This window comes from Mycobacterium sp. ML4, assembly GCF_054515735.1.
Genome location: NZ_JBTNSY010000003.1, coordinates 271,793 through 298,382, shown reverse-complemented (window position 1 = coordinate 298,382; position 26,590 = coordinate 271,793). Strand labels below are relative to the sequence as shown.

The 26,590-nt window shown below is 67.2% G+C and carries 21 protein-coding genes and 1 pseudogene; 10 read left to right on the top strand and 12 right to left on the bottom strand.

Going from position 1 to position 26,590, the window contains the following annotated elements; translation table 11 throughout:
* Positions 1-35 precede the first annotated feature (35 nt).
* Positions 36-1,676, bottom strand: coding sequence for an acyl-CoA carboxylase subunit beta (locus ACX9NE_RS05225; RefSeq protein WP_459370687.1), 1,641 nt, complete (start codon positions 1,674-1,676; stop codon positions 36-38).
* Positions 1,677-1,740: 64 nt separating this feature from the next.
* Between ACX9NE_RS05225 and ACX9NE_RS05220 the strand changes: the two genes are divergently transcribed.
* Positions 1,741-3,351 (top strand): FAD-binding protein, encoded by a 1,611-nt coding sequence (locus ACX9NE_RS05220; RefSeq protein WP_459360616.1) that lies wholly within the window; start codon positions 1,741-1,743, stop codon positions 3,349-3,351.
* An 81-nt stretch (positions 3,352-3,432) separates the two neighbouring features.
* Positions 3,433-4,215 (top strand): hypothetical protein, encoded by a 783-nt coding sequence (locus tag ACX9NE_RS05215; RefSeq protein ID WP_459360615.1) that lies wholly within the window; start codon positions 3,433-3,435, stop codon positions 4,213-4,215.
* Between the two features lie 99 nt (positions 4,216-4,314).
* Here the strand turns inward: ACX9NE_RS05215 and ACX9NE_RS05210 are convergent, their stop codons facing one another.
* The 6 genes from ACX9NE_RS05210 to ACX9NE_RS05185 form a co-directional block, all read right to left on the bottom strand.
* A complete protein-coding gene (locus ACX9NE_RS05210) occupies positions 4,315-4,476 on the bottom strand; it encodes a hypothetical protein (protein WP_459360614.1) in 162 nt (53 codons plus the stop codon).
* A complete protein-coding gene (locus ACX9NE_RS05205; protein ID WP_459360613.1) occupies positions 4,473-5,123 on the bottom strand; it encodes a hypothetical protein in 651 nt (216 codons plus the stop codon). Before ACX9NE_RS05205 ends, ACX9NE_RS05210 begins: the two co-directional genes overlap by 4 nt.
* Before the next feature lie 51 nt (positions 5,124-5,174).
* Positions 5,175-5,789 (bottom strand): hypothetical protein, encoded by a 615-nt coding sequence (locus tag ACX9NE_RS05200; protein WP_459360612.1) that lies wholly within the window; start codon positions 5,787-5,789, stop codon positions 5,175-5,177.
* 245 nt (positions 5,790-6,034) lie between these two features.
* Entirely contained in the window at positions 6,035-6,808 is a 774-nt protein-coding gene (locus tag ACX9NE_RS05195) for a hypothetical protein (protein ID WP_459360611.1), read from the bottom strand.
* Positions 6,809-6,962: 154 nt separating this feature from the next.
* Positions 6,963-9,170 carry a TPR repeat region-containing protein gene (locus ACX9NE_RS05190; RefSeq protein WP_459360610.1) on the bottom strand — a complete coding sequence of 736 codons (2,208 nt, stop codon included), beginning with the start codon at positions 9,168-9,170 and terminating at the stop codon, positions 6,963-6,965.
* Positions 9,171-9,247: 77 nt separating this feature from the next.
* Positions 9,248-9,565: a hypothetical protein gene (locus tag ACX9NE_RS05185; protein ID WP_459360609.1), complete on the bottom strand. Its 318-nt coding sequence runs from the start codon at positions 9,563-9,565 to the stop codon at positions 9,248-9,250.
* Positions 9,566-9,689: 124 nt separating this feature from the next.
* Between ACX9NE_RS05185 and ACX9NE_RS05180 the strand changes: the two genes are divergently transcribed.
* Both ACX9NE_RS05180 and ACX9NE_RS05175 read left to right on the top strand, forming a co-directional pair.
* Positions 9,690-10,502: a biotin--[acetyl-CoA-carboxylase] ligase gene (locus ACX9NE_RS05180; RefSeq protein ID WP_459360608.1), complete on the top strand. Its 813-nt coding sequence runs from the start codon at positions 9,690-9,692 to the stop codon at positions 10,500-10,502.
* A gap of 11 nt (positions 10,503-10,513) precedes the next feature.
* Positions 10,514-11,032: a PH domain-containing protein gene (locus ACX9NE_RS05175; RefSeq protein ID WP_459360607.1), complete on the top strand. Its 519-nt coding sequence runs from the start codon at positions 10,514-10,516 to the stop codon at positions 11,030-11,032.
* Here the strand turns inward: ACX9NE_RS05175 and ACX9NE_RS05170 are convergent.
* Positions 10,987-11,664 (bottom strand): GtrA family protein, encoded by a 678-nt coding sequence (locus tag ACX9NE_RS05170; RefSeq protein WP_459360606.1) that lies wholly within the window; start codon positions 11,662-11,664, stop codon positions 10,987-10,989. The genes ACX9NE_RS05175 and ACX9NE_RS05170 overlap by 46 nt on opposite strands.
* 99 nt (positions 11,665-11,763) lie before the next feature.
* Between ACX9NE_RS05170 and ACX9NE_RS05165 the strand changes: the two are divergent.
* The 6 genes and pseudogenes from ACX9NE_RS05165 to ACX9NE_RS05140 all read left to right on the top strand — a co-directional run bounded on the left by ACX9NE_RS05165 (position 11,764) and on the right by ACX9NE_RS05140 (position 18,231).
* A pseudogene (locus tag ACX9NE_RS05165) lies at positions 11,764-13,066 on the top strand (5-(carboxyamino)imidazole ribonucleotide synthase).
* Positions 13,059-13,574: a 5-(carboxyamino)imidazole ribonucleotide mutase gene (gene purE / locus ACX9NE_RS05160; RefSeq protein WP_459360605.1), complete on the top strand. Its 516-nt coding sequence runs from the start codon at positions 13,059-13,061 to the stop codon at positions 13,572-13,574. The pseudogene ACX9NE_RS05165 and the gene purE overlap by 8 nt, the downstream one beginning before the upstream one ends.
* 15 nt (positions 13,575-13,589) lie before the next feature.
* Entirely contained in the window at positions 13,590-14,759 is a 1,170-nt protein-coding gene (locus ACX9NE_RS05155) for an acyl-CoA dehydrogenase (protein ID WP_459360604.1), read from the top strand.
* A gap of 247 nt (positions 14,760-15,006) precedes the next feature.
* Positions 15,007-16,191, top strand: coding sequence for a PP2C family protein-serine/threonine phosphatase (locus ACX9NE_RS05150; protein ID WP_459360603.1), 1,185 nt, complete (start codon positions 15,007-15,009; stop codon positions 16,189-16,191).
* Between the two features lie 82 nt (positions 16,192-16,273).
* Positions 16,274-17,794, top strand: coding sequence for a sensor histidine kinase (locus ACX9NE_RS05145; protein ID WP_459360637.1), 1,521 nt, complete (start codon positions 16,274-16,276; stop codon positions 17,792-17,794).
* The gene (locus ACX9NE_RS05140) at positions 17,791-18,231 is read left to right on the top strand and encodes a response regulator (protein ID WP_459360602.1); all 441 of its coding nucleotides are present in this window, start codon (positions 17,791-17,793) and stop codon (positions 18,229-18,231) included. The genes ACX9NE_RS05145 and ACX9NE_RS05140 overlap by 4 nt, the downstream gene beginning before the upstream one ends.
* On the opposite strand, the gene ACX9NE_RS05135 is transcribed toward ACX9NE_RS05140, so the two are convergent.
* The 4 genes from ACX9NE_RS05135 to ACX9NE_RS05120 form a co-directional block, all read right to left on the bottom strand.
* Positions 18,217-20,490: a SulP family inorganic anion transporter gene (locus tag ACX9NE_RS05135; RefSeq protein ID WP_459360601.1), complete on the bottom strand. Its 2,274-nt coding sequence runs from the start codon at positions 20,488-20,490 to the stop codon at positions 18,217-18,219. The genes ACX9NE_RS05140 and ACX9NE_RS05135 overlap by 15 nt on opposite strands.
* Before the next feature lie 692 nt (positions 20,491-21,182).
* Positions 21,183-22,343 (bottom strand): CoA transferase, encoded by a 1,161-nt coding sequence (locus ACX9NE_RS05130; RefSeq protein ID WP_459360600.1) that lies wholly within the window; start codon positions 22,341-22,343, stop codon positions 21,183-21,185.
* Positions 22,343-23,272, bottom strand: coding sequence for an SAM-dependent methyltransferase (locus ACX9NE_RS05125; RefSeq protein WP_459360599.1), 930 nt, complete (start codon positions 23,270-23,272; stop codon positions 22,343-22,345). The genes ACX9NE_RS05130 and ACX9NE_RS05125 overlap by 1 nt, the downstream gene beginning before the upstream one ends.
* Before the next feature lie 754 nt (positions 23,273-24,026).
* Positions 24,027-26,582 (bottom strand): PE family protein, encoded by a 2,556-nt coding sequence (locus ACX9NE_RS05120; protein ID WP_459360598.1) that lies wholly within the window; start codon positions 26,580-26,582, stop codon positions 24,027-24,029.
* Between the last annotated feature and the right edge of the window lie 8 nt (positions 26,583-26,590).

Sequence of the window (26,590 nt, the reverse complement as noted above, 5' to 3'; positions counted from 1 at the left end):
CCCGTCGCTCGCTGCGCTCCCTCCGCTCGCTCGACTCACAGCGGAATGTTCCCGTGCTTCTTCGGCGGCAGCACTGCGATCTTGCGTTCCAGCAGCCGCAGCGCCGTCCCGATGTAGCCGCGGGTGTGCGACGGCGGGATCACCGCGTCGACGTAGCCACGCTCGGCGGCGATGTACGGGTTGACCAGCGTGTCCTCGTACTCCTGCTGCAACTGCAGCCGCAGCGCGTCCACGTCCTCGCCGTTGCGGGCGGCCTCGGCCAGCTGCTGACGGTAGACGAAACCGACGGCACCGGAGGCGCCCATCACCGCGATCTGCGCCGTGGGCCAGGCCAGGTTGACGTCGCAGCCCATGTCCTTGGACCCCATGACGCAGTAGGCGCCGCCGTAGGCCTTTCGGGTGATGACGGTGATCTTCGGGACGGTGGCCTCGCCGTAGGCGTACAGCAGCTTGGCGCCGCGCCGAATGATGCCGTTGTACTCCTGGCCGGTGCCCGGCAGGAAGCCCGGCACGTCGACCAGCATCACGATCGGGATGTTGAAGCAGTCGCAGGTCCGGACGAACCGGGCCGCCTTCTCCGAGGCGTTGATGTCTAGGCAGCCCGCGAACTGGGTCGGCTGGTTGGCGACCAGCCCGACCGGGCGCCCGTCGACGCGCCCGAAGCCGACCACGATGTTCTGGGCGTAACCGGCCTGGATCTCCAGGAACTCGTCGTCGTCGAGGATCCGGGTGATCACCTCGTGGATGTCGTAGGGCTGGTTGGGCGAGTCCGGGATCAGCGTGTCCAGCTCGAGGTCCTCGTCGGTGAGGTTGTCTTCGATGGCCCCGACCGGAACGGGGAACGGTTCGCGCGGGGCGTCGGTGGCGTTGTTGGGGGGCAGGTAGCTCAGCAGGTCACGGACCCATTCGAAGGCGTCCTGCTCACCGGAGGCCACGTAGTGCAGCGTGCCCGACTTGGCCATGTGGGTGTGGGCGCCGCCGAGTTCCTCCATCGTGACGTCCTCACCCGTGACGGTCTTGATGACGTCGGGCCCGGTGATGAACATCTGGCTGGTCTGGTCGACCATGATCACGAAGTCGGTCAGGGCGGGGGAGTACACGTGCCCGCCGGCCGCTGCCCCCATGATCAGGGAGATCTGCGGGATGACGCCCGAGGCAAGGATGTTGTTGCGGAAGATCCGGCTGTAGAGGCCGAGGGAGACGACGCCCTCCTGGATGCGGGCGCCGGCGCCGTCGTTGATGCCGATCAGGGGCCGGCCGGTCTTGATGGCCAGCTCCTGGACCTTGACGATCTTCTCGCCGTAGACCTCGCCGAGGCTGCCGCCGAACACCGTGGCGTCCTGGCTGAAGATGCACACGTCGCGTCCGTCGATGGTGCCGTAGCCGGTGACCACGCCGTCGCCCACCGGGCGATTCTTCTCCAGCCCGAAGTTGGTGCTGCGGTGTTTGGCCAGGGCGTCCAGCTCGACGAAGGAGTCCTCGTCCAGCAGTGCCGTAATGCGCTCGCGCGCCGTCAGCTTGCCCTTGGCGTGCACCTTGTCCACGGCGGCCTCGCCGACCGGATGCAGCGACTCTTCTCTGCGCTTGTGCAGTTCGGCGAGCTTGCCGGCGGTCGTGTGGATGTCGATCGTGTGCTCGGCGGCCGGCTCTGCGGTGTGATCGCGAACGCTTGTCATGGGAGTCGATGGTATCGGCAGACCCCTGCCCGGTCCTTAACCAGCCCTTAAGTAGTCTCCGTTGATGGGCACCCGCAACGCGGTGGACTGGTCGCAGGAGCACGACGTGCTGGTCGCCGGGTCCGGCGGCGGGGGTGTGACCGGCGCCTATACGGCCGCCCGCGAAGGCCTCGACGTGCTCTTGATCGAGGCGACCGACAAGTTCGGGGGCACCACCGCGTACTCCGGCGGCGGGGGCGTGTGGTTCCCGTGCAATCCGGTGCTGCGCCGCGCCGGCAACTGGGGCGGTATCGAAGACACCATCGAGGACGCGCTCACCTACTACCACGCGGTGGTCGGCGACCGGACTCCCCGCGAACTGCAGGAAACCTTCGTCCGCGGCGGCGCTCCGCTGATCGAATACCTCGAGCAGGACCCGGACCTGAAGTTCGTGCCGTTGCCTTGGCCCGACTACTACGGGAAAGCGCCGAAGGCTCGCCTGGACGGCCAGCGGCACATCGCGGCCAAGCCGCTGAAGGTGGCTGCCGCGCCGGAACTGCGCGACGCGATCCGCGGGCCGCTGGACACCGACCGGCTCGGCGCACCGACCCCGCCCGACTACTACATCGGGGGCCGCGCGTTGATCGCCCGGTTCCTCAAAGCCATCGGCCGGTACCCGAACGTGGCCATGCGGTGCGGGACGGCGCTGGTGGACCTCGTCGTCTCCGACGGCGCGGTCCGGGGCGCCATCGTCGAAAGCGGCGGCAGGCGCACGGCGATCCGCGCCCGCCGCGGGGTACTGCTGGCCGCCGGGGGCTTCGAATGCAACGACGAACTGCGCCACCGGTACGGCGTGCCCGGCGTCGCCCGCGACACCATGGGCGGACCGGGCAGCCAGGGCCGCGCACTGCAGGCCGGCATCGCGGCCGGCGCCGACACCGATCTGCTGGATCAGGCGTGGTGGTCGCCGGGCCTGACCCACCCCGACGGCCGCTCGGCCTTCGCACTGTGGTTCACCGGCGGCATCTTCGTCAACCAGGACGGCAACCGGTTCATCAACGAGTCCCGGGCCTATGACCGGGCCGGCCGCGAGATCATCGCCCACCTGCGCGAGGGCTCGCTGACCCTGCCGTACTGGATGGTCTACGACGACAAAGAGGGCGAGCGGCCGCCCGTGAAAGCCCCCAACGTCTCCATCGTCGACACCGCGAAGTACGTCGATGCCGGACTGTGGCACACCGCCGGCACGCTGGAGGCGCTGGCCGCGAAAATCGGCGTACCAGGCGATCGGCTGGCTGCGACCGTCGCCCGCTTCAACGAATTCGCTTCCACCGGCGTCGACGAGGACTTCGGCCGCGGCGACGAGGCGTTCGATCGGGCATTCTCCGGTGGCGCGTCCCCGCTGGTGGCCATCGACCGGCCGCCGTTTCACGCCGCGGCGTTCGGCATCTCGGATCTGGGCACCAAGGGCGGGCTGCGCACCGACACCGCCGCCCGGGTGCTCGACACCTCCGGCAACCCGATTCGCGGTCTCTACGCGGCCGGCAACGCCATGGCCGCGCCCAGTGGGACGGCGTACCCGGGTGGCGGCAACCCGATCGGCACCAGCATGTTGTTTTCTCACCTGGCAGTGCGCGACATGATGGACCGTGAGCCCGCGGCGCCTACCCCGGCCGCCCGCCGAAGTGATCCATAGCCGCAAAGGCATGCGAGCATTCTCGGGTGGCCATCAGAACTAACCGTGTGTGCAGGTCGACGGAATCTCGGGTGCGGCTCGATGTCTGGGGATGAGCGGCTTTTGGTAGGAAGCATCAGTCTGACCGATTTCGCTGCGCTGTGTGACTTGCAGGGCCAGGAGCAATTGCCCTATCCGTTCGCGCACAGCGATTCTCCCCCGCAGGAGGCGCGTTCGATTGCTGGGACGCAGCCGATAGCAGAGCGATTCAGCAACGGCGACTTGCGTACTTTCGCGGCCTGGATGGCGGCCTACACGTGTGCTGACATCTGGGTGCAGTGCCGGGTACATCACAGGTCCGGCGACCTTCGGGATACGCGGTTGCTGGCCCTTCGCGCCGGCGAATCGGGATTCTTGGCATCCCAACGGACCGGCCGGGACGTCATCGACGTGTACTCATTGTCGGCGTACGGCCTGGGATCGGCGATAGCCGGCTCGGTCGGCTTGACCAAACCGGGTCGGCGTTCCCGGATCGTCATTCCCGGATGTGTCAACTATTTCGTTGAGGCCGATGTCGACTCCGACGACGACTTCGCCGCTCCCGTTCGGGTGCCCGTCGCGGGCCCGACCATCGTGAGGGTGCGCGACGCAGACGTGGCGGCATTGGCCACCGTCCAATCCCACCACGAACCCGCACGATCATGGGGTGTGAACTGGCAGGAGAAGTTTCTCGTCTGGGTACGAGTCGAAGACGACGGCGACTACATATACGACACGGCATTCGGTCATGCCCAACCAATGTCGGAGTGCAAACTCAGTGAGCGGATCGACGGTCTGATCGCCGAGGACGTTGCGGCACTGCGGCGTCGCCGTGGAATCGGTTGACAGGGCAACGCTTTGGTGTCGCGTCCGACGTAGCGACTTGGTCAGTAATTCGTTCGGTGAGGTGATCGTGATCGGTGTTCCTCACGACGTCTGGCCACGTCAGGTGGAGCCGCCTTCGGGCCAGCCGGGGCTGGGCGGCAGGGTGGGCGGTGGGGTAGAGCGCACGTAGTTGCCCGGCGGCCAATCGGGGGGCGTTCCGGGAGCCAATCTCCGGCACTGCGGCAGGTCGCCGAGGGTCTTGAAATCGTTGACGCTGGTCACGATCCAGGTGCCGAACACGTCATCGGTCGGGACGCGCGCGGGTCCTTGCTGGTGTGCTTGGGGGCACGTTGGCGCTCAGCCGGTATCTCTGGGTCAGGTCCGAATGTCAGCCAGCCTGCACCGTAGTTTGCGACCAGGCCGGTGCCATTGCTGAAGTATTGGCCGTCAGGCTGTTTCAGTGCCGTCATGGACGCGAAATAGCAGTAGCCGGCCAGGTAGCGACGGTCCGTGTCCTGGCGCAGGACAACCGCTTCGTAGTATTCGGTGCCCACGTAGGTGACCTGACGGTCGCCCACACCGCCGAGAGAATTCGGGTCGTAAACATGGTGAAACGCGCGAGTGAACCCCGGGTAGCCGCCGTCGTCGATGGCCTCAGTCCCGCGTCCGCGCCCGTAGCTGGCCCTGACGAGCGACTCGACGGTAGCCCGCACGAAGGTGCCTTCCGGCGACATCAGATCGATCCCGGGGTTGTCGATCCAGCGCGAAGTTGTCTGGTCGATGTCGTCGGGCCCACGCACCGTGGTCGGCGCTGGCGACGACGGCGGGCGGTGGTTGCAACCGGTAGCCCACAACGGGACCAAGACCAGCACCAGAGCCGTGGCCAGCAGGCGTCGGTGCGCGGTGCGCGGGGAGCGTGTCAGGGCCAATATGTCCCCTTTTTCGCCGGCATGTTCCTGCTGATCCCAGGTGCCGGTTCATTACGCGGAGCCGCCTTCGGGCCAGCCGGGGCTGGGCGGCAGCGTGGGCGGCGGGGTGGAGCGCACGTATTCGCCCTGCGGCCAATCGGGGGGCGTTCCCGGGGCTAATCTCCGGCGCTGCGGCAGGTCGCCGAGCGTCTTGAAGTCGTTGACGCTGGTCACGATCCAGGTGCCGAAGACGTCATCGGTGGGGACGCGCGCGGGTCCTGTTTGGTGTGCTTTGGGGGCACGTTGGCGCTCAGCGGGTATCTCGGGGTCAGGTCCGAATGTCAGCCAGCCATTGTCATAGTTTCCGACCAGGCTGGTGCCGTTGCTGGAGTAACGGCCGTCAGGCTCTTTCAGTGCCGTCATCGATGCAAAATGGCAGAAACCGGCGGTGTAATGACCGTCTACGTCGTGGCGCAGGACGAGCACTTCGTAGTAGTCGGTGCCCACGTAGGTGGCCTGGTGGTCACCGACACCGCCGAGAGCCTTCGGGTCGTAGGCGTCGTGAAACGCACGAGTGAACCCCGGGAAGCCGCCGTCGTCGATGGCCTCGGTACCGCGCCCGCGCCCGTAACCTGCTCGAGTCCGGGACTCGACGGTTGCGCGCACGAAGGTGGATTCGGGTGACATCAGATCAATGGCGGGGTTGTCGATCCAGCGCGTCGTGGTCTGAAGGATGTCGTCGGGCCCACGCACCGTGGTCGGCGCCGGCGATGACGGCGGGCGGTGGCTGCACCCGGTAGCGAAAAACGAGACCAACACGAGCACCAGAGCCGTGGCCGTTAGGCGTCGGTGCGCGGTGTGGGGGGAGCGTGTCAGGGCCAATATGTCCCCTTTTCGCCGGCATGTTCCTGCTGATCCCAGGTGCCGGTTCATTACGCGGAGCCGCCCTCGGGCCAGCCGGGGCTGGGCGGCAAGGTGGGCGGTGGGGTAGAGCGCACATATTCGCCCTGCGGCCAATCCGGGGGCGTTCCCGGGGCTAATCTCCGGCATTGCGGCAGTTCGCCGTGCTTCTTTAAGTCGTCGCTGCTGGTCACGATCCAGGTGCCGAACACGTCATCGGTAGGGATGCGGGCGGGTCCTGCCTGGTGTGCTTTGGGGGCACGTTGGCGCTCAGCGGGTATCTCGGGGTCAGGTCCGAATGTCAGCCAGTCGCTAGCATAGTTTGCGACCAGGCCGGTGCCGTTGCTGGAGTACCGGCCATCAGGCTCTTTCAGTGCCGTCATGGACGCGAAATAGCAGTAGCCGGCGGTGTAGTGACCGTCCGCATCGTGGCGTAGGACAACCACTTCGTAATATCCGGTGCCCACGTAGGTGGCTTGATGGTCTCCGACACCGCCGAGAGCATTCGGGTCGTAGGCGTTGTGAAATGCGCGAGTGAACCCTGGATAGCCGCCGTCGTCGATGGCCTCATTGCCGCGTCCGCGCCCGTAGCTGGCCCTGACGAGCGATTCGACGGTTGCCCGCACGAAGGTGCCTTCAGGCGACATCAGGTCAATGCTGGGGTTGTCGAGCCAGCGCGCCGTGGTCTGAAGGATGTCGTCGGGGCCACGCTCCGTGGTCGGCGCTGGCGACGACGGCGGGCGGTGGCTGCACCCGGTAGCCGACAACAGGACCAAGACCATCACCAGAGCCGTGGCCGTCAGCATTCGGTGGGCGATAAGCGGGCAGCGTGTCAGGGCCAATTTGGATGCCTTTCGCCGTTGCTTTCCTGCTGCTCCCAGGTGCCGGCGTCATAGCCGTAATTTTTGGCGTTGTGCGCGAACCATTTGCTGATTAGGTCGGCCGCGACCCCACCGCCAGTCACGCCCCGTGGGTCGATGAAGGCGTTGCCGGCACGGTCGTAGCTGATGTAGTCGGCGATTCGGCTGTCGTGGGCGATTTCGGGGTGGGCATCGAGCAAGCCGTTGAGGATAGTGGCTTGTTCGGCGACGGTGGCACCGAAGTTCGGTGAGGTGAGTTGCCTGGTGATGTAGTCATCGCCCTGCATGGCGGTGGTGTCGGTGGGGTGTAACAACAGGCCCTTGAGCGGTGGACCCAACGCGGATTCCATCGCGCCAACACCGCCGCAGGGAGCTGGGCCCCGGGCACGGTAGCTCCCGTCAGACCGGTAGCGGCGGTCAGCGCACCATAACCCGTATCCCACATAGTGCCCATGGCGGCGTCCCCTTTGGCCGCCTGTGATACCTGATTGGTTTGATCGAAATGACGTGCCTGATCGGCGCCGTCGAGCATCGCCTGATGCAACCGGGAGGCAACCTCAACCTCGTTGCCCTGGATACCGAAGTGGGCGGCATGCGTTTCCAGGAACTGCTGTTGCTGCAAGGCGGCGTTGTTGATCGTCACGCCGGCGCCGTGATCGCTGTCGAACGTCGAAAACAAGTTCGCCATGTCCTGGCGTTGGTGAAAACTCTCGACTCCCGGCGCGTTGAACAGCGACGGGTCGGCTCCCGCAAGCTGCGCCAGATAAGGGCCCAGACCGACGGCCATGGCTTGCGCCACACCGGGATTGTCAGCGGCGAACGTGCCGCCCCCGGGCATGTGCTGCAGTTCGCCGCTGTGCGCACTGATGTAGTGAGCGACCCCGTTGGCAGTCTCGGCGTCGATTCGGTTGTGCGGATCGTCGCCCATCCACCGGAAAGCGTCGCCAACCTGGCCCGACGCGTCTCCCCACTGATCGGTCAATATCCCGTGCAGGAATCCGTCCCGGGTCCGCGGGTCGGTCACCAGGTCGTGAACGCCGACGTGATCCTGCCCGGCGACGCCGACGATCTGGGCCAGCGCATTGCGCGGGTCCGAACCGCCCCCGTGGTGATCCACCGTCAGCTGATCGGGCGCCACCACCGGGTTCGCCGCGAGTGCGCCGCGGTGCGTCGCGTCGGCTTCGGCGTACTGCGACGCGGCGGCCAGCATCGATTTCGTTGCTTCGCTGCCGTTGAGGTAGCCGGCACCGGCAGGCTTGAAGATCTTCGCGATATCCTGCAGCGCACCCACGCCTCGCAGCGTCGTCTCCGGTCGGGCCATCGCTCCGCTGCCAGCGCCAGCGGTCGACATCCCGTGGGTAATCCGGTCGGTTCGCGTCAACTCGGCGACGATGCCGCTGGGCAGGTTGCTTACGCTGCCCGCGGCCGGGATGAAGGCGCTGCGTGTCGCGTCGGTCGCGCCCTGCGTGTTGGGCACCCCGGAGATGGCGTTGTGGTTGGACACGATGGCCAGTCCCTGAGACAACGCCGCTGCGGCCTGCGGCGGCAAGCCGTCCATCAGTGCCGCGATCTCGGCTGGGCTCTTGCCATTCAACGATTGCGACAATTGGTAGAGGTAGGCCATCCGGCCCGCACCCACCTCCACCCGCTCGCCCCTGGCCAATCTGTCCAGCTGGGCCTGGGTCAGCGAGCCGGCCGCGATGAGCCGTTCCTGTTCCTGCGGGGACAGGAAATGGTTGCTGATCAGATCGCTGCCGGCCTGGCGACCCTCGTCGGCGTTGAGCGCACCCAAGGCATTGAACCGGGCGGCCAAATTCTGCTTGGCGCTGTTGATCTGGTTAGCGACCGCCTGTTCGGAGTCCCACCACTTCTGGGCGGCGGCTTTGATGTCCCTCTCGTAGCGCTCGCCCAGTTCCTTGCCCTTGGGATCCAGGATGTCGGCTACCGGTGCCTGGGGTCGGGTGACCGACAGGTCATCGTTGACGTGAAATCCGGCGGAAGTGGCTTGAGCAATCAAGTCACGCACCGCATTGAGATTGCTGATCACGGGGTCCATCCCGGTCGCCGCGGCGTCAGCCATCGCATCGAGGGCGTCGTGGACTTGGTCAATAGCGCTGTAGTCTCTGCCCGCCATAGTCACCGCGGCATCTCGCGTCTGGCCTGACCACGGCAGGCCGCCCGGCAGAGTCACCAGGTCGCGGTAGGTTCCGGCGTGGTCGAGCATCTCCTTGGCCGACGTTTTCCACGAATTGATCATGTCCAGCACCGCCTGCGGGTTGGCGGCATTGATCTGATGAAGAGTCACCATCGCAGCACACCTCCTTCAGCGGTGTCCGAACATCAAACCGGCGCTCACTCGCACAGCAATTGTCGTCCGATCACTATTCAACGGCCGGGCAGTAGATCCCCTGCGCTGGTAATCACGGTCGTCAGATCGCCATCTGATTGGGCGAACTGACGGCGGGCCGCCTCGATCAGATCACCGACCTCGATGAATCGGTCCGCAATGGTCGTCTGCAGGCCAGGAATTGTCTCGCCGCTGACCGACCTGGCCGCCACCAGCGACGGCGAGTCCGTCGCAGCGTCCGGAGTCGCACCGGCGTGCGGCGCCTGAGCGGCCATCCGAAGCAACCCGCCAAGTGTTCCCAACGCGGGACGCAACCGGCCCAACGCCTCCAACTCCAACTCCAGTTCGGTCGCCATCAGCCGGGTCTCAGAGTTTTTTCGCGCATCGCATGCATGCTACCTATCGCCGCTTGCCCAAGAATGCATCCTTGTGAGCCCTGGCTGCGAACCTGCCGGGCGGGCCAGTCTCTAAGCTGGCCAAATGACCGACCGCGATCAGCTCACCCCGCTCGACGAGGTTGCACTGCGCGCCCACGTGATCGGCGGCCAGTCCTACTGGCAGCGCCTGGACGTCGTCGAGCAAACCGGTTCGACCAACGCCGATCTGCTGGCGCGCGCAGCTTCCGGGACCGACATCGACGGCCAGGTGCTGATCGCCGAGCACCAGAGCGCCGGGCGGGGGCGCCATGACCGCCAATGGCTGTCCCCCGGAGAGCAGATCACCATGTCGGTCGGCGTGCGGGTCGACGACGTCCCGACCGCCGGCTGGGGCTGGTTGTCGCTGGCCACCGGTCTGGCGGTGGCCGACGGGGTCGCCACCGCCACCACCGTCGAGGCGGGCCTCAAGTGGCCCAACGACGTGCTGACCGGGCACGGCAAGCTGGCCGGCATTCTGGCCGAGGTCGCGCACCCGTTCGCCGTGATCGGTCTGGGCCTCAACGTCACCGCGGCCCCGCCGGGAGTGTCCGGGGCGACCTCGCTGCGCGCCGAGGGTGTCGAGCGGCCGGACCGGGACGTGCTCATCTTCCGGATCCTGCGCGAACTCGGGGAGCGGATCACCGGCTGGCGCGCCGCCGACGGCGCCGACCAGCGGCTGGCCAACGACTACCGGGCCCGCAGCCTGACCCTCGGCTCGCGCGTACGCGCCGAACTCCCCGGCGGACGGCAGATCACCGGTATCGCGCGCGACATCGACGACCAGGGCCGGCTGATCCTGGAAACCTGGGACAGCGACGAAGCCAAGTCGGGTGAGACCGTCGTGATTTCCGCGGGCGACGTGGTGCACCTGCGGTAGTCTCGCGCGACATGGGCTACCCGGACAACGCGCTGGCCGCCGGCGAGCAGGTCGTGATTCATCGCCACCCGCACTGGAAGCGGCTGATTCTGCCGGTCCTGGCGTTGTTGCTGGCGACCGGCCTGGCGGGACTGGGATCGGGCTTCGTGAACTCGACTCAGTGGGCGCAGCTCACCAAAAACATCCTGCAGGGCGTCATCTGGGGCATCTGGCTGATCATCATCGGCTGGCTGACGATATGGCCGTTCCTTTCCTGGCTGACCACGCATTTCGTCGTCACCAACCGACGGGTGATGTACCGGCACGGCGTCCTGACCCGCAGCGGCATCGACATCCCGCTGGCGCGGATCAACAGCGTGGAGTTTCGGGACAAGATTCTCGAAAGGATGTTCCGGACCGGAACGCTGATCATCGAGTCGGCGTCACAGGATCCGCTGGAGTTCTACAACATTCCGCGGCTGCGCGAAGTACACGCGCTGCTCTATCACGAAGTTTTCGACACCCTGGGCTCGGAGGAATCTCCCAGCTGAGTCGACGCCAGGCGGCCGCTGCCCTTGCCGCGACGGTTACGCCAGGACCGCATCAGCGTGACGTTCCCGCCCTCCAGCTCGTCCTCGAACACCTCGGCGATACCACCCGCGGTCAGCGCCGATTCCAGCGCCTTGTCGGGGTTGCGCGCGAATTGGTCGGGGAACACCCATCGCCGGAACGCCCAGAAGCGGAAAGCCATCTGCAGCAGGTTGCCGACGATGTAGGCGGACACGAAGTCGGCCAGGTTCTCCATCGTCAGGGATACGTTCGGCACCCGCAGCTGCAGCACGTAGCTGGAAAACCACAGCGGTGCCATGCTCAGCAACACCCCCACGCCGCTGAACGCGAAGAACAGCAGCGCTTCGTGGTGGCGCTCGCGACCGCCGCGGTCGCGGAAGCTCCACTCCCGATTGAGCACGTAGGACGCGATGACGGCAACGATGCCGGCGATTACCTTGGCGGTGACCGGTTTGGGTTCGAGAATGGTGAGCTTCAGCGTATAGAAAATTACCGAGTCGATGATGAATGTGGTGCCGCCGACGATGGCGAATTTGATCAGCTCATGGTGGCGCATCGCAAAGGGTTGAAGCACCCCGGGGAGGCGCGCAATTGTGGCATCGGCAAAGGACACAGCACGCCAGTGTACGGACGATCTCGAATTCGGCGCAAAATGGTACATAACGATTTGGTACGAGAGCCGGAAAACACGCCGGTCAGGTGCCGTGACAACATGAAGGCCGTGCCGAGACCCCGTACCCCCCAGGTAGCCATGGTCGGCGGTGGACAGCTGGCCCGCATGACCCATCAGGCCGCCATCGCCCTGGGGCAAACACTGCGCGTGCTGGCTAACACCTCCGACGAGCCGGCCGCCCAGGTCACCCCCGACGTGGTGGTCGGCTCCCACACCGACCTGGAGGATCTGCGCCGGGTGGCGGCCGGCGCCACCGCGCTGACCTTCGACCACGAGCACGTACCCACCGAACTGCTGGACAAGCTGGTCGCCGAGGGGGTCAACGTGCTGCCGCCGCCGCAAGCCCTGGTGCATGCCCAGGACAAGCTGGTGATGCGGCGGCGATTGCGGGCCCTCGGCGCGCCGGTGCCGCGCTATCTCGGCATCGAGGACTCCGCCGGTCTTGGTGAGGTGGACGGGTTCGCGGCGGAGGTCGGCGGCTCGTTGGTGGTCAAAACCGCCCGGGGCGGCTACGACGGGCGCGGCGTCGAGATGGCACGTGACATTGCCCACGCCCGCGACATCGCGGCCGACTACCTGGCCGGGGGGGTCCCGGTGTTGATCGAGGAGCGGGTGGCGCTGCGTCGGGAGCTCTCGGCCCTGGTCGCCCGCTCGCCGTTCGGCCAGGGCGCGGCATGGCCGGTGGTGCAGACCGTGCAGCAGAACGGCATCTGCGTCCAGGTGATCGCGCCGGCGCCGGACCTGGCCCCGGAGGTGGCAGCCGACGCACAGCAGCTCGCGCTGCGGCTGGCCGGCGAGCTGGGCGTGGTCGGCGTGCTGGCCGTCGAATTGTTCGAGACGACCGGCGGCGCGCTGCTGATCAACGAGTTGGCGATGCGGCCGCACAACTCCGGGCACTGGACCATGGACGGTTCCCGCACCAGCCAGTTCGAGCAGCACCTGCGCGCGGTTTTGGATTATCCGCTCGGCGACACCGACGCCACGGTGCCGGTGACGGTGATGGCCAATGTGCTGGGTGCGGCGCAGACGCCGGACATGAGTATCGACGAACGGATGCACCACCTGTTCGCCCGGATGCCCGACGCGCGCGTGCACCTTTACGGCAAGACCGAGCGTCCCGGCCGCAAGATCGGCCACATCAACTTCCTCGGCACGGACGCCCGCGGGCCCGACGACCTTGCCGAGCTGCGCGAACGGGCCGCGCGGGCGGCACACTGGTTGTCTCACGCGCACTGGACGGACGGATGGGATCCCCATGAGTGACCGCGCCGGTGACGATGCAGAGCCAAGCGTTGTGAGGGCACCTCCCGCTTGCGGGGGAGAGGAGCGGCGCAATGAGTGAACGGGCCCGGGTCGGCGTGATCATGGGCAGCGACAGCGACTGGACGGTGATGCAGGACGCCGCCGCGGCGCTGGCCGAGTTCGGCGTCCCGCACGAGGTCCGGGTGGTGTCGGCGCACCGCACCCCCGGTGTGATGTTCGACTACGCCCGTCAGGCAGCCGGCCGGGGGATCGAGGTGGTCATCGCCGGGGCGGGCGGGGCCGCGCATCTGCCGGGCATGGTGGCCTCGGCGACGCCGTTGCCGGTGATCGGGGTACCGGTACCCTTGAGCAGGCTTGACGGCCTGGATTCCCTGTTGTCGATCGTGCAGATGCCGGCCGGCGTCCCGGTGGCCACGGTGTCGATCGGCGGTGCCCGCAACGCGGGTCTGCTGGCGGTGCGGATGCTGGGTGCCGCGGATCCGGAACTAAGGGCGCGGATCGTCGCGTTTCAGGATCAGCTGGCCGAGACCGTGCGGGCCAAGGATGCGGAACTGCAGAGACTTGCGGGTAAGTTAACTCGCGAATAGCAAGGAGGCCGAAAGATGGCTGGATGGGCCGGAGACCCGTCGTTCGATTTGTTCCAGTTGCCGGAGGAACACCAGGAGTTGCGGGCGGCGATTCGCGCGCTGGCCGAAAAGGAGATCGCGCCGCACGCCGCCGACGTGGATGAGAACTCCCGGTTTCCCGAGGAAGCACTGCAGGCGCTGAACGCGTCGGGGTTCAACGCCGTGCACGTACCCGAGGAATACGGCGGGCAGGGCGCGGATTCGGTGGCGGCCTGCATCGTCATCGAGGAGGTGGCCCGTGTCGACGCCTCCGCCTCGCTGATCCCCGCGGTCAACAAACTGGGCACCATGGGCCTGATCCTGCGCGGATCCGACGAGCTGAAGAAGCAGGTCCTGCCGTCGGTCGCCGACGGCACCGCAATGGCCTCCTACGCGCTGAGCGAGCGCGAGGCCGGATCGGATGCCGCCTCGATGCGCACCCGGGCCAAGGCCGACGGCGACGACTGGATCCTCAACGGCGCGAAGGCGTGGATCACCAACGGCGGCAAGTCATCCTGGTACACGGTGATGGCGGTGACCGACCCCGACAAGGGCGCCAACGGCATTTCGGCGTTCATGGTGCACATCGACGACGAGGGTTTCACCGTCGGTCCCAAAGAGCGCAAGCTCGGCATCAAGGGCTCGCCCACCACGGAGTTGTACTTCGAGAACTGCCGGATTCCGGGCGACCGGATGATCGGCGATCCCGGCACCGGGTTCAAGACGGCGCTGGCGACCCTGGATCACACCCGACCCACCATCGGGGCACAGGCCGTCGGTATCGCTCAGGGCGCGTTGGACGCTGCCATCGCCTACACCAAGGACCGCAAGCAGTTCGGGCAGTCGATCAGCGACTTCCAGGCGGTGCAGTTCATGATCGCCGACATGGCGATGAAGGTGGAGGCCGCGCGGCTGATGGTCTACTCCGCGGCCGCCCGCGCCGAGCGCGGCGAAGGCGACCTCGGCTTCATCTCGGCGGCGTCGAAATGCCTGGCTTCGGACGTGGCCATGGAGGTCACCACCGATGCCGTGCAGCTGTTCGGCGGCGCCGGTTACACCATCGACTTCCCGGTGGAGCGGATGATGCGCGACGCCAAGATCACCCAGATCTACGAGGGCACCAACCAGATCCAGCGGGTCGTGATGTCGCGGGCGCTGCTGCGCTGACGCCACGTCTATACCCGTATCAGGAGTTTCGTTTCGCGTACTGAGGGAAAAGCCCAGTCCAACCGCCTAGTATCCAGCTGACGACCAAGTCCCCGCGATTGAGCAGCCAGTCGGGGTGGCAACGAACGCCTAGGGCCGGTGCACCGGTGCTTCGTGTTGTCGTGCCACACGAACGTATTCACTGCCCAGGGGGGTGTGAGGTGAGGAACCCAGTTTCGCGTGCCCGCACACGTGTGACGGGCCGTTGATGGCGGTGGCTGGTTCGTTGGCCCCGGCGAGTTGGCAGTCGCTGTCTTTGCTGTTGGTCGAAGACGACCGTGCCGACGCGGTGCTGGTCGAAGAACTGATCGCCGACACCGTCGCTGACATCGAGGTGGTGTGGGCGCAGTCGATGGAGCACGCCGAACGTCAGCTGGCCTCTGCCCGCCCCGATTGCGTCCTGCTGGACCTCAATCTGCCGGATGCCAACGGAATCGACGCGTTGGACCGCATCCTGAAAAGCGATGCGACGGTACCGATCGTGGTGTTGACCGGACTCAACGACGAGTACTTCGGCGCGTCCGCGGTGGCGGCCGGCGCTCAGGATTATCTGGTCAAGGGCCGCGTCGAGCCCGAGATGCTGCGGCGCGCGCTGTTCTATGCGATCGAACGCAAACGTGCCGAACTGATCGCCGCCGACCTGCACGCCAGCCAGTTGCGCGCCCGGGAGAACGCTTTGCTGGAGCGGGGATTGCTGCCTTCCCCGCTGTTGCTGGACAACCCGGGTGTGGACATTGTTGCCCGGTACCGGCCCAGTCGCGAGAACGCGTTGCTGTGCGGCGACTTCTACGACGTGGTGCAGACCCCCGACCGCGTCACCCACGTGCTGATCGGCGACGTCGCCGGGCACGGACCGGACGAGGCGGCACTGGGCGCCGCGCTGCGGATCGCTTGGCGCACATTGACATTCGCCGGCATCCACGGTGGCGATCAGATGCTCCAGCTGGACCGGGTGCTGAACGCCGAGCGGACCGAAAAGGGCGTCTTCGCCACCGTGCTTAGCCTGGCGATCCCCGCCGAGGGCGCTATCACCGCGATCCGCGCGGGCCATCCCGGGATGTTGCTGCACGGTCCGAATTCGGTGGAGTGGATCGAGCCGCCGTACGGTCCGGCGCTGGGCTTGCGCGGCAGCGACTGGCCGCAACACCGACTGGACGTGCCCGACGGCCACGGGTTGCTGCTACTGACCGATGGACTCTTCGAGGGATATGCCGGCCGCGGCAACCGGCGGCTCGGTGAAGACGGTTTGCTCGCGCTGGCGCGCGGGCACGCGGGGCTGGCCGGTGCGGAGTTCGTCGACGCGCTCATCGACGGGGCCCAGCGGCTGGCTCAGGATCAGGGCGGGCTCACCGACGACATCGCCGTGGTGCGGGTTCAGCGGACCGGGCGGTGACCTCGTGAGAAGCGACGCGTCAGGTTCGCTGCCCAAGCCGCAGCTGACCGTGCGGGGATGGCTGGCCCTCGTGTTGTCGACGATGGGGCTGCTGGTCCTTGCCGGCGCCGTCGTCGGTGCGGTGCTGCTCGATCGCACCGACGCGGTATCGCGCGAACTCAGAGAGGAGATTCAACCGTCGCGCGCAACAGCGCTCCAGTTGCAGTCGGCGCTGCGTGATCAGGAAACGGGGCTACGGGGTTACTTGATCTCGGCCGACCGGCAGTTTCTCAGTCCCTACTACCAGGGACTGGAAGCCGAGCGGGCGGCTTCGCAGGAATTGCGGATGCGGCTGCGTGGGCGCGCCGACCTGATCGCCGACCTCGACGCCATCGAGACCACCGCTGCCAGCTGGCGCAGAGACTATGCCGAGCCCCTGATCGCGAGCGTGGCCCCAAGCGTTCCCACGGTCATACCCGGTGCGATGGCGGCGCTCGGCAAAGCCCAATTCGACTATTTGCGAACCCTTTTCGATACGCAGAATGCCCACCTGACCGCAGCACGCGACCATGGTTTTGTCCAACTCTCGCGCATGAACGACTGGCGGGACCGGGTACTGGGTGCCATGGTGCTGATCTTCGTCGCCACCGCCGCGCTGCTGGGGTTGCTGGTGCAGCGTGCCGTCACCCGTCCCCTGGCCAGATTGGCCGCGGCGTGCCGCCAGATCACCGACGGCCACTTCAGCGACAGCATCGAGCCGCCGCGCCGGCCCGCGGATATCCGGGGCATCGCCGTCGACGTGGAGAACATGCGCCAGCGGATCGTGGCCGAACTCGAGGCGTCCCGGTCGGCTCAAGCGCAGTTGGACGAGCAGGCTGCCGAGCTGCGCCGCTCCAATGCCGAACTCGAGCAGTTCGCCTACGTCGCCTCCCACGACCTGCAGGAGCCGTTGCGCAAGGTGGCCTCGTTCTGCCAGCTGCTGGAGAAGCGGTACGGCAACCAGCTCGATGAGCGGGGCACCCAGTACATCGAGTACGCGGTCGACGGCGCCAAGCGCATGCAGGTCCTGATCAACGACCTGCTCAGCTTCTCCCGGGTCGGCCGCCTGAACACCAAGTACACCAAGGTGGAATTGGACACGTCGCTGGATACGGCCATCGCCAACCTCGCGACCGCGATCGAGGAGTCCGGAGCCGCGATCGTCCGCCCGAAGCTCCGGCTCCCGCAGGTCTTCGGCGACCCGACGTTGCTGACGATGCTGTGGCAGAACCTGATCGGCAACGCCGTGAAATTCCGGCGGGAGGATCGGGCACCCCGCGTTGTCGTCGATTGCCGGCCGGGCGTCGCCGGGCGCCGGGGCTACTGGGTGTTCAGTGTGTCCGACAACGGAATCGGCATTCCCGAGGAGTTCGTCGACAAGGTCTTCATCATCTTCCAGCGCTTGCACGGCCGCGACACCTATGGTGGAACGGGGCTGGGGCTTGCCATGTGCAAGAAGATCGTTGAACACCACGGCGGGACCGTCTGGATCGACACCTCCTACACCGATGGGACGCGTTTGGAATTCACCCTTCCCACCGCTGAACCCGACGCTGAGGCCACTCTAGAAGGAGCAGACGCATGACATCACCCGGCCGCGCAATCGACATCCTGCTCGTCGAGGACGACCCCGGCGACGAGCTGATCACCCGGGAAGCGTTCGAGCACAACAAACTCAACAACCGGTTGCATGTGGCGCACGACGGCGAGGAGGGCCTGAACTACCTCTACCGGCGAGGGGCCTACGAGCACGCGCCGCGGCCCGATCTCATTCTGCTGGACCTGAACCTGCCGAAGTACGACGGCCGGCACCTGCTGGAGAAGATCAAGTCCGACCCCGAACTGAGTCGCATCCCGGTCGTCGTTCTCACCACGTCCTCGGCCGAGGAAGACATTCTGCGCAGCTACAAGCTGCACGCCAACGCCTACGTCACCAAGCCGGTGGATCTCGACCAGTTCATGAACGCCGTCCGCCAGATCGACGAGTTCTTCGTGCAGGTCGTGCGGCTACCGCACGGCTGACACCGCGTCTTTTGCCGCCGTCGCGTCGGTGGTGTGCACGATCCCGTTCTCATCGACCTCATGCACGTGCACGGTCGCGAAATCGAAGAAGATGCCCACGACGCGCAGTCGCCCGGACGCCACCAACGGCGCCAGGATCGGATGGCGGGTGAGGCGCTCCACCTGGACGGCGACGTTCACGATCGATAATTGGTCCAGTTCGCTGAAGGTGAAGCCATTCGACGTGCTGCTCACCCGCGCCGGGTGATTAGCCCGATACGCTGCCAAGCTGTCGTGCGCGTGCTCGAGCCAGCGGCCGATGGGACGGTATGCGACATCGACGTCGTCGTCCAGGACGACCTGCATCGCGCGACATGACGAATGTCCGCAGACCACAACCGAACTCACGCCAAGCCCGTTGACCGCGAAATCCAGCGCGGCGTCCACCGAGAGTTCGGCCGGATCGGTGGGCACCAGGTTGCCGACGTTGCGGACGATGTAGAGGTCGCCGGGCCGGCTGGCGGTGATGGTGTCCGGCAATATCCGCGAGTCGGCACAGGTCAGGAATAAAGTATCCGGGTTCGGTGAGCTGACCAGCTCTTGGACGTGATGGTGCAGGGCGCCCACACCGACGCGGTGGTAATGCTTGACGCCGTCGAGGATGGACGCATCCTTTCCTGCGCCGTTGCCGTCGCGGCGCGACGGCCACGGGGCTTGGCGCGTCGAGCGCGCCGCGTAGTGGCGTTTGGGCGGGCTGCTGTGTGCACTGGACAGATTCGCCGGCGACGTCTCGACGATGTGTACCGATCCGCCGGTCGCCTCGTGGGCGACCTTCCAGTCCGAGATCGCTTCGGAGATCGAGTGGTCGATGTAGTCGGCGTTGAGGTTGAGGGTGACGTCGCTGCCCGGCGGCATCTTTGCGAGCACGTTGGTCAGTCGGGGCAGCAGCAGGAAACTCAGGGTGCCGTCGATGTCGACATGCCAGTGCTTCGACGTGCCGCCGACCGGCCTGGCCTCGATCGGTGCGCGGACGACGCGCACCAGCAGGAACAGGATCGCGACGGCAAGACCGATCGCCACACCTTCCAGCAGGTTGAGGAAGACCACGCATGCGATGGTGATGGCGTAGATAGCGAAGTTGCCGGTTCGTACCGCGACTCTGATGTGTGCCAGCTTGAGGAGTTGAATGCCGATCACGATCAGCAGGCCGGCCAGCGCAGCCTTGGGAATAAGCTCCACCAGGCTGGTGAGCAGCGAGGCGAACAGCAGGATCCAGACGCCGTGCAGCACCGCCGAGGTGCGGGTGCGTGCACCCGCGGCCACGTTGGTGGAACTGCGCACGATAACCCCGGTGACCGGCAACCCGCCGAGCAGCCCGGAGACCACGTTCGCGCTGCCCTGCCCGACCATCTCCCGGTTGAAGTTGGTGCGCGGTCCGTTGTGCAGCTTGTCGATGCCGACGGCGGACAGCAGTGATTCGACGCTGGCGATCAGCGCGACCGTCAGTACACCCAGCGCAACGGCGCCGATCTCCTGGGTCCAGGGGCGCCCGCCCGGCGACAGCGGCGGAAGCTGGGGCAGGCCGATGGCCTCGAAGAAGTTGCCAGACAGGTTGATCCGCTCGACCTGCAGGTCCACCACCAGGGACAGCGCGGTGGCTGCCACGATCGCCACCAGGGCGCCGGGAATGAACCTGACCTTGGGCGGCAGTTTGGGCCACAGCAACAGGATGGCGATGACGACGCTGCCGACGATCACTTCGTGCAATTCGTGGTTGAGGATGCCGCTGGGCAGCGCTTCGATGTTCGCCCATGCGGAACTGCGTGACGATCCGCCCAGCAGCACGTGGATCTGTTGCAACACGATGGTGACGCCGATCCCCGCCAGCATGGCGTGCACCACCACCGGCGCGACGGCAAGCGCGGCGCGGGCCACCCGCACCAGACCCAGCAGGATCTGCACCGCGCCCGCACAGACGGTGATCACGCAGGTCATCTCCCAGCCGAACTGGTCGATCAGTCCCGCGACGACCACGGTCAGACCCGCGGCCGGACCGCTGACCTGCAGTACCGATCCGCCGACAGATCCGGCGATGATGCCGCCGCTGACCGCGGCGATCAAACCGGCCATTAGCGGCGCCCCGGAGGCGATCGCGATACCCAGTGACAGCGGCAGCGCCACCAGAAAGACCACCAGTGAGGCTGGCACGTCGTAACGCAGGTTCGGCAGGATATGCCCCGATTGGGGCGTCTGCGGATCGCCGTGGACAGCGCTGCTCATAAGACTCCTCGGTGCCGGTTTCGCTCAGGTAAACCGAGCGGTGTGAACGGGCGGGGGTGATCGGGTGTCCACCGGGCGTCCGCGTGCCGGATTCGCCATATACTTGCGATCAGCAAATTCTTTGAATCCCGCTACCGACATCTGACCAAATACTCCATGTGGGTGTCGCTGATTCGGCAAACCCCGCGCCGATTCATTGCCGATTCAAAGAAACATGCACCCGTGCGGCGTGGTTGCCTGGGGGTTTGATGAGAAGACGGATGAACCTGCGCAATCAGCGCACCAGTGCCGCGCTGTTCGAGGCCGCGCGGACGTTCGCCGCGGCTCGACGTGCCGGCACAGGACGCCATCACGGGCGCCGATGTCGCCGTCGGGTCGTTCTACAACCGCATCGACGGCCAGGAAGACCTGTTTCGCGACACTGCTGGACGCGCTGACGGACTCGATCAGGACCCCGCGGAGAGGTCGCGGCGCTGTTGCCGATGCTCGGATGCGACATCACTTGCTTGACCGACTGCAGCGACGTTGACCGCCCCGGCTGCTGCACAGAAGTTCGCCGCGGCGGCCGCCAGAGCTTCGGCCCGTCCGTCTTTGGAAAAACCGCAGTTCGGCGGACTTACCCTTCTTCGGAAGATTCGCAATCCGGTCTTTTCGAATTGCGCCGAAAAGCCCCTGTTCAGGGGAGATGCCGACTAGTTCAGAAACTGGTCATTGTGCGCGCCGACGGCCGGCGGCGGCTCGGTGACCGTGGCGTCAAAGCTGGAATACCGGGCCGGCGTGCGGATGACGGTGATCGCGTCGTCTCCGCTGCCGACCTGCAGGGCCAGGTCGTTCTCGGCGAACAATGCGGTGTCGACCACCTGCTTCCAGGTGTGGGCCAGGCAGGCCATCAGGCCGCCCTCCTGCAGTAACTGCACCCACTCTGCGACCGTCTTGGCGGCCAGTGCCGATTCGAGTTCGTCGGTCAGCTCGGCGTAGTTGATGGCCCGGGAGCGCTGATCGGCGAAGCGCTGATCGTCGATGAGATCCGGCCGGCCAATGATGTGGCACAGCGTGGTCCAGTGTTTGGGCACGTACGCGCTGATCACCAGATACCCGTCTGAGGCTTTGAAGGCGTCCGACGGTTGGGTGGCGAAGCCGACACCCTTGCGCTTCTTGGCCGGCGGTGCGGGGACGGTTTGCGCGGGCTTGTTGAGATGGATGGTCAGCTGATTGGCCTGCAGGCTGACGGCGACGTCGTACATCGCGACCCGCACCAGATCACCCACCCCGTGCCGCTCGCGGTTGAGCAGCGCGGCCAGCACCGCCTGGGCCAGCACGTGGCCGCTGGCGTTGTCGACCAGCTGGAACGGGATGATCTGCGGTTTGCCGCTGGGCGTGGCCATACCGGTGCACATGCCCGCCTCGGCGGCCACCATCAGATCGACTCCCGGGCGGGTGCCGTTCGGACCGTTTCCGCCGAATGCACTGAGCCGCGCGTAGACCAGTCTGGGGTTGCGTGCCCGCAACTCGTCGGGTCCCAGGCCCAGCCGTTCCATGACGCCGGGCCGAAACCCTTCCAGGACGACGTCTGCGGTGTCGGCCAGCCGCAGGACCTGTTGTCTGGCCGCCTCGTCGGTCAAATCGACGGCGACGGATTTCTTGCCGCGGTTGTTCGGCAGGAAGTAGGTGGCCAGTGGCGGGCGGCCGGGCAGCACCGAGGTGAGCCGTCGGGACTGCTCACCGCCGGGGGCTTCGATCTTGACGACTTCGGCGCCCAGGTCGGCCAGAATCTGACCGGCCAGCGGCCCCGCTACGTTCTGGGTGAAGTCGAGTACCCGGAAGCCGTCCAGCGGCTTGGCGGAGTTCGGCATCAGTCAGGCCTTCCTGAGCTCAGCACCGCGGTGCAGTAATAGTTTTCGGTGAACATGGTCTCGTCGGCGCAGCGGCCCACGGCGTGCGGCCGCAAACCGTTGGCCACCAGCAACTCATTGAGCAATGTGCGGGAGACGCACCAGCCGTGTCTTGCCAGATAGGTGGCGACGTCGCTGCGCTCACCCGGAAAGCCCAGCCGATCCATTTCCACGTCGAGTCCGTGTTCATACCATCTGGCGAAGATGGCGTCGTACAGCTCGCGGCTGGCCGGCGCGCTGAAGAAGACCTCGGCGACCAGGCGGCTGCCCGCGGTGCTCAGCGCGGAGACGTTGTCCAGCAACAGGTCCTGGCCTTCGGGGGGCAGATACCCGAAAAGCCCCTCGGCGGCCCAGGCGGTGGGCCGGGTGACGTCGAAGCCGGCCGCTCGCAGCGCCGTCGGCCAGTCGTGGCGCAGGTCGATCGGAACGGCCCGCACGTCCGCGGTGGGCGTAGCGCCCAAGGCCGCCAGCGTTGTCGTCTTGAACCCGAGCACCTGCGGCACGTCGATCTCGAAGACGGTCGTGTTCGTGGCCCACGGCAGCCGATACCCGCGTGCGTCCAGGCCGGACGCCAGTATCACCGCCTGCCGGATACCCGCTTCCTGGCTCACGGCGAAGAAGTCGTCGATGTGGCGGGTACGGGCCGCCTGTTGGTCGGTCATGCGCTGCATGCCCCACGGCGCGTCGGGGAAGTCGACCGTCGTGGTGTCCAACTGGCCGCAGGCCCAGCGGGTGAAGAAGTCGATGCCCACCGCGCGCACCAGCGGCTCGGCAAACGGGTCGTCGATCACACCCGCCCTGCTGGCGCGGGCGCGCCCGGCGGCGACCATGGTGGCGGTGGCACCCACGCTGAACGCCAGGTTCCAGGTGTCATCGTCGGTGCGCACCATTTGTGGACCTCCCGCCTCGCACGTGGTGGTTAGCCACTGTAACGACGGGTATCAGGTGACCAAAACGGCCGGGCCGGGACGTGTCCGTGCGTCGCACCCGCACCGGTGCTGCGGCGCCAAGCTACAGCTGTTCGGCCAGCTCGGCTGGACTCACGCCGCTGATTACCGGAATCAGTCGCGCGAGGCAGGCCATTTCTTCGGCATCCGGGCACCGTTGGTGATCGCGGCAGTCTCCCGAGATGACGACCGGGTTTCCGTGGCGCGATCGCGGGGGTGTTGAGCCCGAATAAATTGGTGTGGGTAAGGGCGGCGGTCACAGCCCTGTCAGCTAATCCTTCCTGCTGAGGTTTGAATTCTTGAGCTCAACTGTGGATTCCCGGTCTTCGCGCGGATAGTCGTGTGCTGGTGAAGTTACATAAAGCCGTTTCGGACAGGTCATTCTGCAAAATCGAAATCTACAGAATATGGAGCCTTCCAGCTCGGCCGAACAAGGTTGCAGCGCGACCCCCAAAAGGCTCACGAACCGGATCAATCACGGCCCGCGGCCGCGCGCACTCGGCAGATCGGGCTAATCGGATTTCCACATGAGCCATAAGTCCGCCGGCTTCCCGAGCTACCTAGTAATGCTGCGGCTCGCCACCTCGCCACCTCGCCTCATCCGCTGCCGGCATCCGCTCTGGACTTCGACCGCCAGCTCCGTGCCGCGACCGCTCAAAACCTCAATGAAGCACGGAAATTCCGCCTACACACGTCGTTACGAGGCCTGGCCGCCGGCGCCGCCGACACCACCGGTGCCGCCGACTCCGCCCTTGGCACCGACGCCGAATTGGCCGGATGTTCCGGCCCCGCCAGAACCGCCCGGGTTGCTGCCGCCAGGTCCGCCGGGTCCACCCGTGCCGCCGGCGCCGCCCGGGCCAGCGATTGGGTCCCCAACAGCGTTGCTGCTGCCGGCGCCACCCGTGCCGCCGTTCCCACCCGACCCGCCCGTCTGGGTACCGGCGCCACCAGTGCCGCCGGTCCCGCCCGGCCCGCCGCTGACAAAGGTAGTAAATCCGTTGCCGGCGGTTCCGCCCTGCCCGCCGGCCCCGCCGGCAGCGCCGATAACTCCGCTGCCGCCGGTGCCGCCGTTGCCGCCCGCTCCGCCATATCCAGGCCCACCGCCGAAAGGAACTTCGCTAAACCCATTGCCGCCTTTGCCGCCGTTACCGCCGGCGTAGGGGGTATTACCAGCCAAACCGGTCGATCCGTCAACCGAACCGAAGCCACCTATTCCACCGGCACCGCTCGCCCCGGCATTGCCCCCGTTGCCGCCCGGACCGCCCGAGCCGCCGTCGTCGGAGCCTCCCCCGCCGATTCCGCCGTCACCTGGTCTGCCACCGGAGCCGCCCGTGCCGCCGTTGCCGCCGGCGCCCTGGCTGCCGTCGCTGCCGTGGCCGGGAGTCGCGATCCCGCCGGCCCCGCCGTCCCCGCCGGTGCCGCCCGTCCCGCCGGCTCCGCCGTTTCCGCCAGCGCCGCCGGGATAGCCAGAGCGGCTCTGATCGCCACCGTAGACTCCATTGCCCCCCGCCCCGCCGGTGCCGCCGATGCCGCCGGCGCCGCCCTGGCCGCCGTTTCCGGATTGCGTTCCGCCGTTGCCGCCGACGCCGCCGACGCCGCCGGTCCCCCCGGTGTACCCGGATGCCCCACTGGCGCCCTGGCCTTGGCCGTTGCCACCCGCGGCGCCGATCCCCCCGTTGCCCCCGTTGCCGCCGTTGCCGCCGTTGCCGACCTGTCCGGCGTTACCGCCAGCTCCTCCCGCGCCGCCGGTCCCGGGGCTGACACCGGGGGCGCCTGCGGTGCCGATGCCGCCGGCGCCGCCGGCCCCGCCGTTGCCGCCGTTGCCGACCATTCCGCCGTTGCCACCTACCCCGCCGTTGCCGCCGGTGGCGCCGGGAGCGGTAGTCGGGGCGTCGGCGCCGGCTCCGCCGACGCCGCCGTTACCACCGCTGGTCGCAGCGGCTCCGGTCGCCCCGTTGGCGCCCGTGCCATAACCGGTGCCGCCCACTCCGCCCGCTCCGGGGTTACCGCCGTTGCCGCCGGTGCCGCCGGCGCCGTTGTTGGTACCCCACACACCGACGCCGCCGGCACCGCCGTCACCTGCGACACCGCCGGCCCCGCCGGCCCCACCGGCACCCGGTTGACTGCCGAACGGACCAATGCGGATTTCACCACCGGCGCCACCGGCGCCGCCGTGCCCGCCGAGCCCGCCGTTGGCGCCAGCGCCGCCGTTGAAGCCGCCGTCACCGGTACCGCCGGTGCCGCCGGCGCCGCCGGCCCCTCCAACCCCGCCGACCCCGCCGTCGCCCCACAACAGCCCTCCGGCCCCGGCGGCGCCGCCGTTTCCGCCGGCGCCGCCCGCGCTGCCTGCGGTACCGTCCTGGCCGGTGATAGTGGAGCCGGCGGCGCCGGCAGCTCCGATGCCGCCGGCGCCGCCGGCACCGCCGGCGCCGGTCAACCCCGCATGTCCGCCATGACCACCCAGACCGCCCGCGACTGCGCTACTGGTCGCAGTCCCGCCGGCGCCGCCGGCACCGGCGTTGCCCCACAACCATCCGCCGTTACCGCCCGCACCGCCGGTACCGCTGGAGAGCCCGCCTCCGCCGCCGGCTCCACCGTTGCCCAGCAATATGGCGTTACCCCCGCTCCCGCCAATGCCGCCATTGATGCCGCCGGCCCCGCCGGTGCCGCCGCTGCCAAACAGCCAGCCGGCACTGCCGCCGACACCGCCGGCCGCTCCGGCTCCGCCGACTCCACCGGTACCGCCGTTGCCGAACAGGCCGGCAGCCCCGCCGGCGCCACCGGCCACGCCTGCGTTGGTGCCGGGCGCGCCGTTACCGCCACTGCCGAACAAGATGCCGCCACCTCCGCCGGCTTGCCCTGGCGCGGTCCCGTTGGCGCCATTGCCGATCAATGGCCGGCCCAGCAGCGCTTTGGTTGGCGCGTTGATCGCACCCAGCAGATCGTTTTCCAAGATTTGCAGCGGCGAGGCATTAGCCGCCTCGGCAGCGCCATAGGCAGCCCCCGCCGCATTCACGGTCTGCACGAACTTGTCGTGAAACGCCGACACCTGCACGCTTATCGCCTGATATTGCTGCGCGTGGTTGCCGAACAATGCCGCGATCGCCGCGGACACCTCGTCGGCACCCGCAGCGGCAATGGCGGTGGTCGGTACCGCGGCCGCGAAAGTGGCGTCACTGATCGCAGAACCAATGCCTGCCAGATCCGAAGCGGCTGCCGCCACAAACTCAGGCACCACGTTGACAAACGACATCGTCTTTC

Coding starts and splice junctions, on each gene's coding strand:
- ACX9NE_RS05175 (WP_459360607.1), top strand. CDS start 10,514: ATGGGCTACCCGGACAACGCGCTGGCCGCCGGCGAGCAGGTCGTGATT.
- ACX9NE_RS05185 (WP_459360609.1), bottom strand. CDS start 9,565: ATGGCGACCGAACTGGAGTTGGAGTTGGAGGCGTTGGGCCGGTTGCGT.
- ACX9NE_RS05180 (WP_459360608.1), top strand. CDS start 9,690: ATGACCGACCGCGATCAGCTCACCCCGCTCGACGAGGTTGCACTGCGC.
- ACX9NE_RS05225 (WP_459370687.1), bottom strand. CDS start 1,676: ATGACAAGCGTTCGCGATCACACCGCAGAGCCGGCCGCCGAGCACACG.
- ACX9NE_RS05150 (WP_459360603.1), top strand. CDS start 15,007: ATGGCGGTGGCTGGTTCGTTGGCCCCGGCGAGTTGGCAGTCGCTGTCT.
- ACX9NE_RS05155 (WP_459360604.1), top strand. CDS start 13,590: ATGGCTGGATGGGCCGGAGACCCGTCGTTCGATTTGTTCCAGTTGCCG.
- ACX9NE_RS05125 (WP_459360599.1), bottom strand. CDS start 23,272: ATGGTGCGCACCGACGATGACACCTGGAACCTGGCGTTCAGCGTGGGT.
- ACX9NE_RS05120 (WP_459360598.1), bottom strand. CDS start 26,582: ATGTCGTTTGTCAACGTGGTGCCTGAGTTTGTGGCGGCAGCCGCTTCG.
- ACX9NE_RS05135 (WP_459360601.1), bottom strand. CDS start 20,490: ATGAGCAGCGCTGTCCACGGCGATCCGCAGACGCCCCAATCGGGGCAT.
- ACX9NE_RS05200 (WP_459360612.1), bottom strand. CDS start 5,789: ATGTCACCCGAATCCACCTTCGTGCGCGCAACCGTCGAGTCCCGGACT.
- ACX9NE_RS05130 (WP_459360600.1), bottom strand. CDS start 22,343: ATGCCGAACTCCGCCAAGCCGCTGGACGGCTTCCGGGTACTCGACTTC.
- ACX9NE_RS05220 (WP_459360616.1), top strand. CDS start 1,741: ATGGGCACCCGCAACGCGGTGGACTGGTCGCAGGAGCACGACGTGCTG.
- ACX9NE_RS05140 (WP_459360602.1), top strand. CDS start 17,791: ATGACATCACCCGGCCGCGCAATCGACATCCTGCTCGTCGAGGACGAC.
- ACX9NE_RS05215 (WP_459360615.1), top strand. CDS start 3,433: ATGTCTGGGGATGAGCGGCTTTTGGTAGGAAGCATCAGTCTGACCGAT.
- purE (WP_459360605.1), top strand. CDS start 13,059: ATGAGTGAACGGGCCCGGGTCGGCGTGATCATGGGCAGCGACAGCGAC.
- ACX9NE_RS05195 (WP_459360611.1), bottom strand. CDS start 6,808: ATGCTGACGGCCACGGCTCTGGTGATGGTCTTGGTCCTGTTGTCGGCT.
- ACX9NE_RS05145 (WP_459360637.1), top strand. CDS start 16,274: ATGGGGCTGCTGGTCCTTGCCGGCGCCGTCGTCGGTGCGGTGCTGCTC.
- ACX9NE_RS05190 (WP_459360610.1), bottom strand. CDS start 9,170: ATGGTGACTCTTCATCAGATCAATGCCGCCAACCCGCAGGCGGTGCTG.